General features: G+C 58.5%; 10 protein-coding genes and 3 pseudogenes. 6 read left to right on the top strand and 7 right to left on the bottom strand.

The annotated features are described in order from the left end of the window. Positions 1 to 381: 381 nt before the first annotated feature. The 4 genes and pseudogenes from BBA01S_RS43990 to BBA01S_RS46230 all read left to right on the top strand — a co-directional run. Positions 382 to 2,037: pseudogene (locus BBA01S_RS43990) on the top strand (response regulator); the annotation flags it as partial. A gap of 267 nt (positions 2,038 to 2,304) precedes the next feature. Continuing rightward, complete coding sequence (locus BBA01S_RS33725) at positions 2,305 to 2,829, top strand: Dps family protein (RefSeq protein WP_027820286.1); 525 nt, start codon at positions 2,305 to 2,307, stop codon at positions 2,827 to 2,829. Between the two features lie 124 nt (positions 2,830 to 2,953). Next, positions 2,954 to 3,697 carry a glycosyltransferase gene (locus tag BBA01S_RS46235; RefSeq protein ID WP_084162707.1) on the top strand — a complete coding sequence of 248 codons (744 nt, stop codon included), beginning with the start codon at positions 2,954 to 2,956 and terminating at the stop codon, positions 3,695 to 3,697. Between the two features lie 18 nt (positions 3,698 to 3,715). After that, the gene (locus BBA01S_RS46230) at positions 3,716 to 4,549 is read left to right on the top strand and encodes a PIG-L family deacetylase (protein WP_322787847.1); all 834 of its coding nucleotides are present in this window, start codon (positions 3,716 to 3,718) and stop codon (positions 4,547 to 4,549) included. Between the two features lie 94 nt (positions 4,550 to 4,643). Here BBA01S_RS46230 and BBA01S_RS33710 read toward each other — a convergent pair whose 3' ends face one another. Together BBA01S_RS33710 and BBA01S_RS33705 are read right to left on the bottom strand one after the other, a co-directional pair. Next, positions 4,644 to 5,246: an SAM-dependent methyltransferase gene (locus BBA01S_RS33710; RefSeq protein WP_027820284.1), complete on the bottom strand. Its 603-nt coding sequence runs from the start codon at positions 5,244 to 5,246 to the stop codon at positions 4,644 to 4,646. Further along, positions 5,243 to 6,364: an acyl-CoA dehydrogenase family protein gene (locus BBA01S_RS33705; protein WP_156966175.1), complete on the bottom strand. Its 1,122-nt coding sequence runs from the start codon at positions 6,362 to 6,364 to the stop codon at positions 5,243 to 5,245. Before BBA01S_RS33705 ends, BBA01S_RS33710 begins: the two co-directional genes overlap by 4 nt. Positions 6,365 to 6,567: 203 nt before the next feature. Here BBA01S_RS33705 and BBA01S_RS43985 point away from each other — a divergent pair, with 203 nt between their 5' ends. Further along, a complete protein-coding gene (locus BBA01S_RS43985) occupies positions 6,568 to 6,819 on the top strand; it encodes a DUF2934 domain-containing protein (protein ID WP_042298344.1) in 252 nt (83 codons plus the stop codon). Between the two features lie 1,190 nt (positions 6,820 to 8,009). Here the strand turns inward: BBA01S_RS43985 and BBA01S_RS33695 are convergent. After that, the gene (locus tag BBA01S_RS33695) at positions 8,010 to 8,207 is read right to left on the bottom strand and encodes a hypothetical protein (protein WP_027820281.1); all 198 of its coding nucleotides are present in this window, start codon (positions 8,205 to 8,207) and stop codon (positions 8,010 to 8,012) included. Between the two features lie 827 nt (positions 8,208 to 9,034). On the opposite strand from BBA01S_RS33695, the gene BBA01S_RS33690 reads away from it, so the two are divergent. After that, positions 9,035 to 10,429: a patatin-like phospholipase family protein gene (locus BBA01S_RS33690; RefSeq protein WP_027820280.1), complete on the top strand. Its 1,395-nt coding sequence runs from the start codon at positions 9,035 to 9,037 to the stop codon at positions 10,427 to 10,429. Positions 10,430 to 11,073: 644 nt separating this feature from the next. Here BBA01S_RS33690 and BBA01S_RS43980 read toward each other — a convergent pair. From BBA01S_RS43980 to BBA01S_RS33660, 4 genes and pseudogenes are all read right to left on the bottom strand, one after another. Beyond that, positions 11,074 to 11,562, bottom strand: a complete 489-nt coding sequence (locus BBA01S_RS43980) for an ATP-dependent DNA ligase (protein ID WP_281177019.1) — start codon at positions 11,560 to 11,562, stop codon at positions 11,074 to 11,076. Positions 11,563 to 12,095: 533 nt separating this feature from the next. Next, positions 12,096 to 13,139, bottom strand: coding sequence for a Swt1 family HEPN domain-containing protein (locus tag BBA01S_RS43975; protein ID WP_063750586.1), 1,044 nt, complete (start codon positions 13,137 to 13,139; stop codon positions 12,096 to 12,098). A 285-nt stretch (positions 13,140 to 13,424) separates the two neighbouring features. Continuing rightward, positions 13,425 to 13,919 (bottom strand): annotated as a pseudogene (locus tag BBA01S_RS33665) (IS66 family transposase); the annotation flags it as partial. 121 nt (positions 13,920 to 14,040) lie between these two features. Continuing rightward, a pseudogene (locus BBA01S_RS33660) lies at positions 14,041 to 14,766 on the bottom strand (Tn3 family transposase); the annotation flags it as partial. Positions 14,767 to 15,019: the final 253 nt, after the last annotated feature.

The following is a 15,019-nucleotide window of genomic DNA, read 5'->3' as shown; positions in this document are numbered from 1 at the left end:
AAGCATGCCCATGTGCCCATTAGAGCGAGGCCATAAGCGCGGGTAGTTGCATCGAAACAGAACCCGACGGCGAGCCTCGCTGAATCTCGCCGTTGGGGCCGTCAAATGTGGAACGCGTCCTGGCTGTCGTCGATCGAGATACTGGTAATCCAGGTCTGGGACTGGAGCTTCGTAAGGATTGCTTCCCGCATGCGGGAGGTATCGGGCCCGACGGCCAGTACCAGTTCATCGACATTGCGTCTCCCGTCATGCCGCGCGAGCATCCCGGTGGCCCGTGCCCCGCACTGCTGTAACACCTGCCAGACTGGCACGACCCTTAGCTGCCCGGAGGGGGCGGCGACGGTGAGTCTGCACCACCCACTTCCCCGCTGTTCGGCGAGCGCGATACGAGACGAACAGGGCGAACTCGTCGGCTTCGCGAAGATCACTCGGGACGTGTCAGAACGAAGGGCGGCCCAGGAACAGCTGGAAAAGACGCGTGCCGCGCTTCTGCAGTCGCAAAAGATGGAGGCTATCGGCAAGCTCACCGGTGGCGTTGCACATGATTTTAATAATGTCCTTCAGGTATTACGCGGGAACCTTGAACTGCTGGAGCGCCGCCACACCCGCGATGTCTGGTCGCGAGAACGGATCGGGAAAGCAATCGATGCCGTGGAACAAGGCGCCAATCTGGCGTCGCAGCTCCTCGCGTTTGGCCGGCGGCAGCCGCTACAGCCGGTCGCGGTCAACCTGGCTTCGATGCTCCGCAATATGGACGATCTGCTCAGGCGTGCCCTGGGCGAAATGATTGCCGTGGAGACGGTCGTGGCGGGCGGCCTCTGGAATACGCTGGTCGATCCTAATCGGCTCGAGAATGTCGTCCTGAATTTGTCGATCAACGCGCGCGACGCCATGCCAGGTGGCGGGAAGCTCACGCTTGAGCCATCGAATGCGACGCTGGACAGGGATTATGGCGTGCTGCCAGTCGACGTCGAAGAAGGGCAGTACGTCCTTCTCGCGATCAGTGACACGGGCACCGGCATGCCGCTCGACGTGCTGGAGCGTGCGTTTGAACCCTACTTCAGCGCAAAGGAGGAAGGCAAGGGAACCGGACTAGGGTTGAGTATGGCCTATGGGTTCGTAAAGCAGAGCGGCGGCCACATGCGTATCTACAGTGAACTCGATCACGGAACAACGGTAAAGATCTACCTTCCGCGCACAACGGAGAAGATCGACGACCTCGTAGAGACGCCCTTGCGGCCCACCGTAGTCGCAGGGGGGGCAGAGACGATACTGGTGGTCGAGGATGACCGGCACGTCCGGACAACGGTAGTGGAAATGCTCACGGACCTCGGCTACACCGTGTTGAAGGCGGAAAACGCACAGAGCGCCCTGGGCGTACTTAAAAGCGGCTTACACATCGATCTGCTTTTCTCGGACGTCGTGATGCCAGGCCCACTGCGCAGCACGGATCTGGCCAGAATGGCGGTTCAGATCCTGCCGGATATAAAGGTCTTGTTTACTTCCGGTTATACGCAGAACGCAATCGTCCATGGCGGGCGCCTGGATCCCGGTGTCCAGTTGATCAGCAAACCGTACAGTCGCGAACAACTGGCGAGCAAGATTCGGCGGGTCATCACGCGGCCCAGGACCTCCGCATCAGAAGTCGAACCCGCGTATGGCGCCGTCCATTCATCTTCGGCCGCCGCCTGTGTCGTCGTTGTTGTAGACGATGATCGGGATTCGCGGGAGGCAGTAAGCGAACTTTTGACTGAGATGGGTTACTGCGTTTGCCAGGCAGGCACCGCGGAGAAAGCGTTAGCCCTCCTCGCCCAAAGACAAGCCCGCGTTCTCATTACGGATATCCGGTTAGGAGGACAGTCTGGCCCGGAACTAGCCGTCGAGGCCCTACGAGCTGACGCAGAGCTAAGTGTGATTCTCGTGTCCGGCGATACGCCGCCCCAGGACGATGAACTTCCCTTTCCATTCGCATTCCTGCGCAAGCCATTCGCGGCTGAAGATTTCTGCCAGCTGATTCAGTCGCTGATACAGCTATAAGGCTGCTCCACTATACTCTTCGGCCAGACTAATCGAAAGCTGCAGATGGTAGCAATTCGATGACCGTCCTTAACGCCCCCCTGTCTGCCCAGATCCGCCGGATATTCCAAAGCGACCGGCGCGGCCGCTTCCACCGAGCGGTCGAAGTCATGGACACACACGAACTGGCGACGGTCGAGCAACCGAGTTTTTCTGTTTGACGCCGTTGCGTAGCCGTGTAGGCACGCATCCTGCGCTGCTGGGGTTCTGTTCACAGGGAGCGCAATCATGGCAACCAAAACCTCATCCGGCAAGCGGCAGGACACTGCAAAGCTTGCCACGCCCACCGATCTTGGAGAAGCAGCACGAAAGGAAGTTTCGGCTGGTTTGACGAAACTTCTCGCCGATGTATTCGCGCTCTATGTGAAGACCAAGAACTTTCACTGGCACGTCAGTGGCCCACATTTTCGTGACTATCATCTGCTGCTCGACGACCAGTCTGCGCTTGTCTTTGCAATGATCGACCCGGTGGCCGAACGTGCGCGAAAACTGGGCGGAACGACCCTGCGTTCGGTGGGTGAGATTGTTTCATTGAAACGCCTCTCAGATAATGACGAGGTTTTTGTTCCTCCTGAGGCGATGCTCTCGGAACTCCGCACCGATAATGAATCGCTTGTTCGATATATGCGCGAGCTTCACGAGCTTTGTGACGACAAGGATGACGTCGCAACGGCAAGTCTTCTCGAAAACTGGATCGATCAGACCGAGGAGCGGGTCTGGTTTCTATTTGAAACGACCCGTCAGTCAAGCTGAAAACGACTGTCAGAATCCAGTTTATCTTTTAGTTATTTCTTAATTTTGTAAGAATTATGGTAGATTGAAGATGGGCTGATTTTCACCTGAATATGTTTCGGATACCAAAGTAAGGGGTTTTAAAATGATTGGCATAGTGATCCCGGTGCACAATGAGGCGGAACTGCTAGCCGCTTGCCTTGCCGCGATTCGCTCTGCTTCGCGTCATTCCGGTTTGATGGGAGAACCTGTCCAGACGGTTGTTGTGCTTGATACGTGTTCCGACCAATCAGAGGTGATTGCGAAACGATTTCCTGTTGAAACTTTGCGGATTGACGCACGCAATGTGGGCGCCGCCCGCCGCGCGGGCGCGCGGGTTCTGCTGGAACGCGAAGCGCGCTGGTTGGCATTTACTGATGCCGACAGCCGTGTCGCCGCGGACTGGATCGTCGCCCAACTCGGCCAGGGAGCAGAGGCCGTGTGCGGCTCGGTTCATATTGACGACTGGGGATCTCATCCTGCTCAAGTGCGCGACTCATGGCGCGAACGCTATTGCGATGCAGACGGGCACCGCCATGTGCATGGCGCTAACCTCGGGGTAAGTACATCTGCGTACCTGCGGGCAGGTGAATTTCAAGCGCTCTGTTGCGGCGAGGACGTGGCGCTCGTGGAGATGCTGAGCGTGACTGGTGCGTCCATCGCCTGGAGCGCGGCTCCCCGTGTCGCCACCAGCGCACGAACGACTGCGAGGGTACGGGGAGGCTTTGGCGACACGCTTGCTTCGTGGGCCGAAGCTACCGGTACGAGGTGCGCCGAACCGGGGTGCGCGCCCCCCCTCATACGTGAACCCAACAATCAGGACGAAGTTTGCGCAGCCCCCCCCGTATGAATTGAGCTTCCTGCGCGTTTGTGGTTTGTTCCGATTAGCCGCCGAGACGGAGACACCAAATTGACTTCGTATCCTTCGTGGAGGGATCAGGCGCCGCTACCGCCTTTGCATCGTGCAGGGCAATGCGCAGCCCCACTGGTCATCTCTCCCCATCTCGATGACGCTGTTTTTAGTTGCGGTGCGCTGCTGGCCGCGATCCCAGGCTCGACGGTCTGCACAGTATTTGCGGGAGCACCCGACAAGCCACAACGCCGCGCGTGGGATGTGGCAGCGGGCTTTCGCGACTCCACGACTGCCATGACGATTCGTACGCGTGAGGACGCGCAGGCGTTGGCTCTATGTGGCGCTCGCGCTGAAAGGCTGTCGTTCCTCGACCGCCAGTATGACCCTTTGCCCGATGATGAGGCGATTGAAAGCGCGTTGGTCGCCCAGCTCGCGAAATGCCCAGGCGCCCCTTTCGTCGTTCCGCTGGGGTTGCGCCACCCTGATCATCGACGGGTCGCCGAAGCATGGCTCACGCTGCTACGAAGCCGTCTTATCCGTTCGTGCATTGTGTACGAGGAGGCCATTCACCGGACAGCTCGCGGCCTCACCGAGCAGCGTTTGCGAAATTTAAGCGATGTTGGTCTGCGTGCGGATGCGCTGGACGCGACATGGTGTCCTGAGCGCACGAGTGCACGTGCAACGAACATCAAGCGTTGTAGCGTCCTTGCTTATGACAGCCAGCTACGGGCATTCGGTAGCCGGGTTCCGGCCGATCTTGCCCAGCCCGAACGTTATTGGCATGTCTATTGGGCGATGACACCGCCTGCGCCGCGCACTACATCAAGTAGAAATCCGGCGACCGGGTAGCTGTAGTGTTCGCCGTTTCGATCTGGAAATTTGGGACGTCAAAGCGACTCAGGCGGCCATCGGTGTGTCGACCATGCATGGGCGGCGAGTAGGGTCAGGCCTGTCTACGCCAGACCTGAAGCAAAAACTCGTCGTCCCGGATCAATGTCACCTCCCGCAGTGCTTTTTCTTTCGCAGTCTGCGTGAAAATGCCGTGCACAGCGGCGCCTGCCGTCCGAAAGTCATCCGAGATTCGACGCCAGTGGCAGCACAGTAGGGCGCCCCCGGGTTCGAGAGAGGAGCAGGCAAGATGCGCAAGTTCAGCGCACCGTCCAGCGTCAAGGTAATAGCCGATTTCGCTAATCACGACCGCATCGTATTGTTCGGTCGGCCAAGCCTCAGGTACTGCCGACACTTGCACCTGTACGTGCGGAAAATTCGCGAGACGAGCTCGCGCGAGCGCGACCGCCCGAGGTGAGAAGTCTGAGCAGAGCAGGCGCGAACAGCGCATTGCGAGTTCCGCCGAGAGCGCGCCGTTCGCACATCCCGGTTCAAAAACATTGCGGTAATGCCTGTCGGGCAAGGAAGCAAGCAACAGCGCGCGTTTGCGCTTCTCATACCAGCTATTCTCGTAATGCCATGGGTCTTCGTCTGCCGCAAATTTCTCGTCAAAGTATCCCGCATCGCCACCACCGGCTAGTGCTTCAGTAGCTTTCATGGTTGCCAGTCTTCGCGGGACGTTCGAAGGGCGCGACCAACTTCGGCCAGATCGTGTTCCGCGTGGCTTTGACGCACAAAAACCGGCAAATCTGCGCTCATGTGTGCGAACCAGGCGTCACGGCACAAAGGACCAGCGCCGAGCCCTCGCGCACATGCGCGACTCACGCACTCGACCGCGCGTTCGACAACCGCACGGGTGCGAAGCGCGATCAGTTGGGGATCGCGGTCGGGAGCTGCGTCGATCGTGCATGCCGATTCACGCAGAAACGCCCGGGCAGCGATTAGGGCCGCGTCCGCGTCGCCAAGATGCGCATGGAGGTGTGGGTCGTCACGACGCGCCGCCGCGGCGCGCAACCGTGTGGCGAGCGCGGCGGCGGCGCCGAACCAGCAAGCCGCGATGCCCGCTCCGCCATGCCAGAAACCGGGACGATGCAGGTAGGAGCTCTCAGCGCCGACCAGCGTAGCTCGAGCGTCGTGGAGTTCGACGTCTACGCTTTCCGTGACGGACATGCCTACCGCTTCCCACCCTTGCGAACTCACGCGCACGCCAGCTTGGTCCATGGGTAAAATCGCGAGCCAGTCGCGACCGTCATCGTCCACGCAGGTGACAAGCGCATGGGTTACAAACGTGGCCCCCGAACACCACGATTTTGTACCAGACAGCCGAACGTTCCTGCCTTCCTGGTGGGAGAACTGGAGTTCGCCGTGGGAAGAACGGGCGGCCCACACTGCCCAGAGTTCAACTTCGGTGCTTTGCTCAGCGTTCGCCTCAGTAGGTCGACTGGAATATCCGAGCTCGGCCAGGATTGCCTGCGCGTCAGCGTGCGCTTCGTAGATCTTAACGAGCGGTAAGTCGCGAGCGGCCAAAGCGGCCAGAAACCGCCAGCGTTTCAAGGTTTGCCCCCCGCCCGGTTGTGGGAGAGAGGGGCAGTGCGCCACTACGCGGCGGGCGGCAACCGTCAGGGTGGATGCGTCAGCTGGAAAAGGAAGTCCGTCGAGTACGGCGCCCAGGTCGGCGGTGGCAGAGCCATTGCCCGTGTATTCGGTGGACTGAAGCACGAATGATGAGTTGGGACAAGCGGGCGCTCGCTGGGCGTGGCTGGCGAGGTGCTTCATACGAGCCTCCAATGTCGGATGTGCCGTGGATTTCGGGTCTGCCAGCGTGTGTGCAATTTGCGGGCCGTGTCGTTACCCCCGAGTTTTCGCGCGGCATTTTGCCCACTTGCCAAGGTACAGCTTTTGCTACGCCCTCTCTCACCCGGACGACGCTTCTTTCGACACGTCGTGCTGCGGCGACAGTGCGACCCAAGGAGAGTGGAATGAACGACGAGTATGAAGAGTTGATCCGGCAGCGCGCCTACCAATTGTGGGAGGAAGACGGATCGCCAGAAGGGAAGGCCGACGATTACTGGCGACGGGCGGAATTGCAGGTCAATGCGGAACGACCGGAGCTGAATGACGCCCTCTCGTCAGAGCAGGAAGAAGACAAGCGCCGACGTGCCGGCGAGCCACTTGATCAAGGCCCTGATCTATCGTCAGCCGAGCTTGCGCGGGATTCCCGACGTAAATAATGGTTTCTTACCCACCGCCAGGCTGACCATCTACCAGACGTCGGACGCTCATGACGTCTGGCATTTTCCGCCTGGCATGACTGGGAGAGAGCGCACGACCGGCTTGGCGCTCGGCGGGATCCGGCGCGATTAGTCTCGCGCGGCCAGCCGCGCAATGACGACTGCGCGAAAGACAAAAGTAGCAGATTTCGGGCCTAGGGACACCCGTTGATGGTCGTGCTTGTGATTCATCCGATGCCAATGCGTGGTGAGGTGGCGCACGTCGGCCAACCGCAAAAATGTTGTCAAATGCAGTTCGCTATTGATGGAACAGTGATTGCGCTAGCAGAAGCATAGGGGGCGGCGTCGCGCGTGGCCCTGAATTCGATAGGAGCAAAATCATGTCGCATATCATCGCTGCTCGTTTCACGACTTTCGACGCTGCTGATACGGCGAAGCAGGCGTTGCTGCAAAGCGGGTTTGTGGATGACGACGTGTCGGAAGTCTTTGTTAATCCGGGGGGGGCAACATGCCCAGTTTGCCGTGGGAGGAGACGAGTACGCCGATGCCCAGGCGAGACCGGCTGGAAAGGGCGCGATGGGCGGGGTGGCAGCTGGCGCGATAGTTGGACTGGTAGTGGCCGCAATCGTCACCGTCGCATTCTTTCATTCGATGCTTGTGCTGATTGTGGCGGAGCGCCGTGGGTGCCTATGTAGGATCACTTGCAGGCGCTATGTTGATGACGCGCGGAGGGGGCGAACGGCCAGGTGGGGTCGTGGAGAACACCCCGTTACGATAACGGGAGTCGGGGGTATTGCTGGCTGTCCATGTCAATGACAACCTACAGTACCGCGCAGTCGAAATATTACGGCGCTGTGCCGGTATGGACATTGAACAGGCCACCGGTCTATGGAGTTCTGGCCGTTGGATCGACTTTGATCCAACCCGTCCGGTGAGTCCTTTCCAGAGTCAGCGATCATAGGCTATAAGGACTACTGTCTTTGGAAGCGGAGCGAGGGGAACCGTGCGACACGTCTGGATCCATCTCTATGATGGCCAAGCGAAATGAACAATGGTGCGCACGGCGGCTATGCACGGAAATCCGCCTTACCCCGTCGTCCTTCGGCCCCGAAGAACGGCTTGTGCCGGCCATCTGGCCGGTACTTTTTTCTGGGACAGGTGTGAGTCCATTGGCGATTGTGCCAAACCGGTCAGCGCTCCAATCCTTCGTCATCCGCATCTTCGTCCGGGTCGGTTGGATCCGCGTGGCCAACTTCGATGAGCTGGATCATCCGTTCTGCCTCAAGGACAACCTCTTCACCTGCATCGATTAACGTCTCGTTACCCACTTTCCGATCTGCAATTACACGGATAGACTCGTCGCCATCGTTATAAACGCTTACTCTCATATGTTTCTTCCTGTTTGTCAGTGAAATGAGGTTCGCGCAGCAGAATTTAGGCCTAGGCAAATTGAAGCGTTGCGGCACTCGATATCTGTTTAACTGCATAAACTCGTTTATCAAATCTTAAGTTGCGATGCAAGAGGAATGGTTTTTGCTCACCACCGAACAAAATAAAGCGTGTCGCAGGTGAGGAGGCAATCATGTCCGAAACATTGCTTATTGGACTGTTTCCATTCATTCGTGGCGCAGAGGAGGCCTGGAAGAGCTTAGAAAACTCGAGCCCGAAAGCGTAAGGGCGCTAATTTTCGACCTTGGAGATGAAGGTACTCCGACGGTCTTACCTTCAGACGTTTTACCGCTTCAGGGGTCCGGGATCGCTGAATATGTGGCGCGCGGCGAGTGTCAAAGCGTCTTCGGTGACCACGATTTCCACCGATCAGACGAAATCCATCATCACTGCCAGCGTCCGAATAGCCGACTGTTGATTTGCAATAGGGAAAATCAAGCCGTCCGGCATCGACAACGGGTGTTGGTGTTCGCAATTAGTGCTAGCCGTGCTCACAGATGCGCGCCACCTGGATCGAAGATTGGCCCGGATTTCTCCAGGCCTAGCTTGCGCCGCTCGCTCGCGTCCACTTGTCCCGAGTGGGACGTGCGACTTAGGGCGGCCCAAATTGATCAAAGTCCCAGACTCACGACATTCGTCTCGCAGCGCCTACGCTCATTTGCGACGCGGCTCCCGCTGTTAGTGTGCAACGCGTAAAATCAGCGGCCGTCTGTCCGCCGTCGTGCGTGAACAATACGGGGAGCCAAACAATGAAGGGCGATAATAGATGGACAATAGCGCTGTAGTCGGGGAAATTGATGCTGACAGTGCCCTCATTGCAGGGACCGAAACCGCGGAGCAATCGGTCTTAGTGACGTTTCAGGGGGGAGGGGCAAAAGGGGTCGTGCACGTTGGGGCGCTTCTCGCGGTCGAGGAGCAGGGGCTTACGATCGCCGGAGCAGCCGGAACGTCGGCGGGAGCGATGGTCGCGGCGCTCGTCGCCGGGGGGTATTCGGGGCGGGAGTTGATGGACCCTGCAAACCAGTCCCACATTTTGGAGACGCTCGGTCCGAAGCTGGGCGTAACAAAGGCAACGGACCTGTTTGGACCGTTCGGTTGGAGAGCCATCAAGGCTTTGAGAAGCATGGCCGGTGGCAACTCCTTGATCGAGATCGGAGTGCTAGTGCTGGTTGTTTTGGGCCTAATCGATGTCTTTCATCCCGTTGCTGCGCTAATCACTTTTCTGGTGATGGTTGCTCTACTCGGTGCAGCGAAAAACAAGCTCTCGTCCGGAATTACGTCGGTGAAGCATGTGCGCCGGTTCATCGATCACGCGCTCTCGGAAAAGCTGGCTGACGCGCCGAATCCGCCAATATATCGAAAGCGAAATGTAACATTCAGAGATTTGCACGACGCTGGTCGCATTCCGCTCCATATAGTCGCGACTAACATCACCGACGAGCATGGTGAGGTTTTTTCTTATGAGCGCACTCCTGACGTTCCGGTGGCCGACGCAGTGGCAGCGTCAATTTGTTTGCCCGTCATTTTCGAGCCGTGGCGATTTATGTGTGCGCGCGGCGCCGGTATGTACCGAGATGCACGGGAGCGCAGTTTCCAGGATGGCGGTCTGATCTCGAATCTGCCGGTGTGGACGCTTCAGCGCCACCGTGACGAGCTGCTTTGTCCGATCATTGCATTCGGAATCGATCCGGATGGCGGAAGTGCGACAAGTGGCACCGATCAGGACGGCGGCGTGCCCAAGCCGCCAGAGCGCAAGGAAAAGCACCGGCTCGCCGCCATTGGAGAGTCGGTAATTTCGGGCACCCTAGAGATCGATGCTCGTGGCGTCGAAGATATGGTCCATGTGCCCATTCCCTGCTCCCTATCGCTGCTTGATTTTGATGCGAATATCACCACTTTGTTTGAAAACGTGGAGGAGGCGCGGAGATTCGTCTTTGAAGAATTGCGCCTTGAACTTACGGTATATCCCGACATCCTACGATCAATTTGTGGAAAAGTGCGGAACGCCGTCTCAATGGTCGTCCGCGGCGCTCCATGGTGTCGCCCGGGTGCTACGCGCTGGTTGCTAAAGTCACTGGAGCGTATCAACCACGCGGGGGCGGCGGCGATTTCGAACTCCTTGAGGGGGTCGGATTCACGGATGCGTACTCAATTTCCGTAATGGACCTCACGCGGGTCTGGGAGAGTAACCGGCACACCCTCGAACTACGACCGGCCGACGAGGAATGGATGCAGCCGCACTGGCGCATGTTGGTGCCTGTGTCACGTCGGAAGAAGGATTGCGAACTCCCGTTGATAGACGGCAACAAAGAGAAGCCCCTCGTCATTGTCGTTGAATTTTCAGACGTATTTGAAGAGTTACGACCGGATCAGGCGGATTTCGAGGATTTCTTCGGTAGCCTTTCCAGGTCGCTTGTCGGGTATACTGACTTTCACATCTATGACGCTATTCAGAAGAGGTCGTCATCGCCATGGTAATGACACAAGTGCGCACGCCGGCGCATACTCCGGCGAAGAAGGCAGTTTCGCGTAAGACGGGTGTTCGCTCCAAAGGGGACAACCGACCGGAGGTCATTGTTCAACCGGGTAAGGTTCGCAGTCGAGACGTGGCGCAAGTCTTTCAACTTGCTTTGGCTAAGGGCGGCAACGAGGTTGAGAGAAAACTTGCGGAGGCTCTCAAAGAATCCGAAGACGCTTTGCGACAGCTCAAGTTAATGAAGTTGCGGAGATTACAAGGCAAGTAAAAAAGGGGCTCTGGCCCCTTTTTTGTTCTAAGTAGTGGCTATTCCTGCCGGGCGGGGTCTGTCATAAGCGTTGCGAAGTAATCACCTGAAGTTCACCCTCATCACCGTGCACTCCAAGTAATAGCGATCGCACACCGGTCGTCGCACCGCGCGAATGATTGAAGCCGCCAACGACAAATTCCTGCCGCAGCCCCGCCTTGAGCTTGACCCAGTCGGTGCTTCGGCCTGAACGGTAGGGCGCGCTTACCCTTTTTCCCATGATGCCTTGCAGTCGCCGCTTTCGAGCCGAAGCAAGCAGCGACATCGGATCGTATGGAAAAAGATCCGAAACGCGTAACAGTGGGCCCTCCGCAGGACGAAGGAGCAGCTCCAGTTCGCCGCGGCGTTCACGTAATGGAGCGCACCTGAGATCGAATCCGTTCAGCCAGAGCAGATCGAAGGCGAAGAACGCGATGGTCGCCGTACTACGCGCGTCGAATGCGTTCTGCAACTTGCTGAAGTCGGCGCGACCGGTCTCATCGAGCACGACAATCTCTCCGTCCAACCACACTTCGTGCGCAGCGATACCGGCAAGTGCTTGCGCGGGCCGAGCGTAGGACGCAATAAATGGTCACTGGCGCCGGTTCGACCGGACGCGTTCTGAGTCGCCGAAGTGACGGTTTTGCTTCCACTCGGAGCGCAATAAAACCGTCACTTCGCCTCAGTCCGCATTAAATCTGACTTCGCATCGCAGTAGCGGCTACCGGAATTCCCGCGGCTCGATCGGCGCGAGTGCAGTTTCGTTGAAAATCGCAGCTATGTCGCGAACACAGGCTAACGACAGGGCCGGGCTTTGCGGCGGATTCGCCGCGTGTACGCCGACGGGATGGCGGTTCGCGGGGGTGACATTTCCACCGCTACTCAGTCGTGTTGAGCTGGTAGTTCGGGCCACTCTGGACGCGTCAGAGTAACGCTGAGGAGCCCGTGCACGGCCAAGGGCGCAGTCGCGCAGCGGATCGCGATGAAGGCCTAAAGCTGCGCGGCAGCACCGCGGCCTCTGCGGCGCGGCCCATGCGCCAGTAGTTCGCGAGCGGTCGCGAACAGTCAGGCGGAAAACAGGCTGACCCCTCGCATCGAGGGATCTATTGACGCCCAAGGCGTACCGGCGTGCACGCGCGGATCCACATTGACGAAACGTCTTGCCCACGTGACGGGATCCTCGTCGTTGTAGGTGAAGCGCACGTTCGCAAGCGCTGAGTCAAAGCCTCGGCCGATCGCATCGCTGATCGACTGCTGATCTTCCAGCGCCGAGAATGAGACCTGAAGACTTGACGCTGAGTCTGAGCAAACGAGTGTGATGAGATCCTTGTCTATCTCGATCTCGCGCCAGAACTGCTCAAGATCGAAGAACCGTCCGCCTCTAAAATACCAACAGGCGTGCCAAATACAGCCAGCTCGTGAGCCGAGTTGGTCGTCTTCGGGCGCGGGAGGCTGCGTCCATGGGCGGGTCGACACCATGAGTCGGAAACTCGCGTCGTACTGCCTCCTCGCATGTTCGATCAGGTGCGCGTACGAATGGTTTCCGTGCACCCAGTCCCGAACGAGGACATCCGACCATCGCTCGTCCGGCGATGACTGATCATTGAACGACGACGTTGCGCGGAACGCGCCGCGCTCAAGGTCACGCAGCGTTTGCTCTAGGCGATCGAGATCGTCGTCGTGAGGCCGGCGACAGTGGCCGATGCGATTCCTGATCTGTTTAAGCTCTTCGATTCGGCCCGCCCAGATTTTTCGGGCAGGCAAATACGGCCCAAAGAGGTCCCACTGTTCGTGTGTCAGTTCAAGAAGCGGCGCCGCGTCGAGGTACGCGAGTTGATCTTGCGCATCGGGCGTTTGCATGTAATGGTACGCCCCGTCCTGTTGCTGACGATTCGCCGAATTGGGCGGTAGCCCGTCGGCCCATGCGTTGCCATACTTGCTTCGCAACTCCACGTAGACAAGTGAACGCAGCCAGGTTTCGAGTTGCCACCATCGGCTGTAAAGCGCCGATGCGTGGGTGGGCATCGCGCCGGCGCTCCAACCCGCCGACAATGCCTTTTGAACTTGGACGGGCAACGCCTGCCAGTCCGATGCGTCTGATGCTGTCATGGTGCCCCGATGGTTGCTCTATCCGTGCTTCCGGCAGTTTAACTGCCACGCGTAGGCCGCAATCAGTTTGTTGGTGCCCACAATTGCCGCTAGCCGTGTCAGCAAGTTCGCTAGCGGGAGATTTACTGAAAACGTTCCGTATACCGAGCTAAAACTGCAAAATCGAGCAATTTCAGGCTGTTGTATCGCGGGAACAGACGAGGGGTGCGACGTCCAGTAACGATGCTAGCCTGTAAGCACTCGACCGGCACCGTAGCGTAGATCGTTGACGACGGGAGCGCGATATTATCGGATAGGATCGACGTGGGCAGTAGAGGGTAGCGACGACGCCACGTTCCACGGCAGCAGCTCGTCGATGCGGTTGATCGGATGGTCAGCGACGCGCTCGAGCACGTCGGCGAGATACGCCTCGGGATCGAGGCCGTTCAAGCGCGCCGTGCCAATCAGGCTATACATCGCGGCGGCACGTTCGCCACTGGAGTCGGCGCCGGCGAACAAGTAATTCCGTCTGCCGAGGGCGACGCCGCGCAGTGCTCGCTCGGCGATCAGGTTGTCTATTTCCGCACGCCCGTCGCTGCAGTAGTAGATGATCGCCGGCCAGCGATTCAGCGCGTACTGAATCGCCTTGGTCGTGTCGGATTTTGCGGAGAGCGTGGTGAGCGTTGCTTCGAACCAGCGTTTCATGTCGTCGAGCAGCGGCACCGCTCGCGCCTGGCGCACACTGTGCCGCTCATCAGGTGGTTTGCCACGGATCTGCTCCTCGATCTTGTAGAGGTATCCATTTGATTTTCGTGCAATTTTCCGGATAGGAGCATCCATGCCTGGCGTGCCTTTGCCTTGTGGCCCCGTATAAATCTCGTTTTGAATCAAACACCTGCTGACTCCCCCGTGGATCTTTGCCTCAGGCGCGGAGACTGGCGGTAGAAGCGTGGGGATCGCTCGCGAGACTGGGAAGGATTCGATGTGCGTACCGATCCACCGGAAAATTGAACGTGCCGCGCAGGTTGATTCCCTCCAGGTGCGTCGGTGCGATTCTTCTCAACTGCCCAGGGTCCAGTGGCACGCCCGTGGCCGCCTGAATTTCCTCAAGAGCGCGTTGCATATGGGTGGTGTTCCACGCCATCAGGATATTCGAGAGGAGTGTCAGCGCGGACGAGACTGCCGAGAGCGATTCCTGGCGGCGTGCAAGTTCGACGGGTATCTTGCCGATATGGATCGCGCGTTGAACGTTGTGAACCGCTTCTCCGCGGTTCAGGACATGCTGCATTTCTGCCCTGAACGGGGCATTGGTGAAATAGTCGATCAGAAAGATACTTCTGAACAGGCGACCAACGTGAACGCCGCCTTCATAAACGGCCTGCCCACGCGCTGCTGAGCCGAAGCGAGCCAGAGCTTCGACTGCCGTACATTTTCCTGAACGGATGGACGCAGCGATCCTGACTAACTCGTCCCATACGTCCACGATGAGTTCTATCCTCACATCGCGATCAGTGACCGCAGCGAGTTGCGGTGGGACTTCATGGTTTCGAGGGACATGAAGCCGCCGGTCACGAAGGTGTGACAGGCGAGGGCATAGATCGAATCCCAGTGTCCGTGCCAGGCCCATTGCGAAATCGGTGTTTATATGGTAAGCGGTCAATAAAAGACGCCCTTCCATCGAGGGGCAGAAGGTCAGAAGCTAGGTGTCCACGTGGACACCTGCACACTGACACTGATGACAGAGAACAAAGACCTGAAGAGCCGTCTGGTGATTGGCGAGAAACGCGACGGCCGACGCGAGTATGACGAAGGCGCACGCGACGAGCTGGTCATGATGTGCCTGAAGCCCGGCGTGTCGATCGCGCGTACGGCCATGGAACATGACGTAAATCCGAATCAGC

The sequence above is a fragment of the Paraburkholderia bannensis NBRC 103871 genome, from assembly GCF_000685015.1.
In the GTDB taxonomy this organism is placed as follows: Bacteria; Pseudomonadota; Gammaproteobacteria; order Burkholderiales; family Burkholderiaceae; genus Paraburkholderia; species Paraburkholderia bannensis.
Note: the sequence above shows the minus strand (reverse complement) of the source record. Positions and strands in the feature narration are given on the sequence as shown.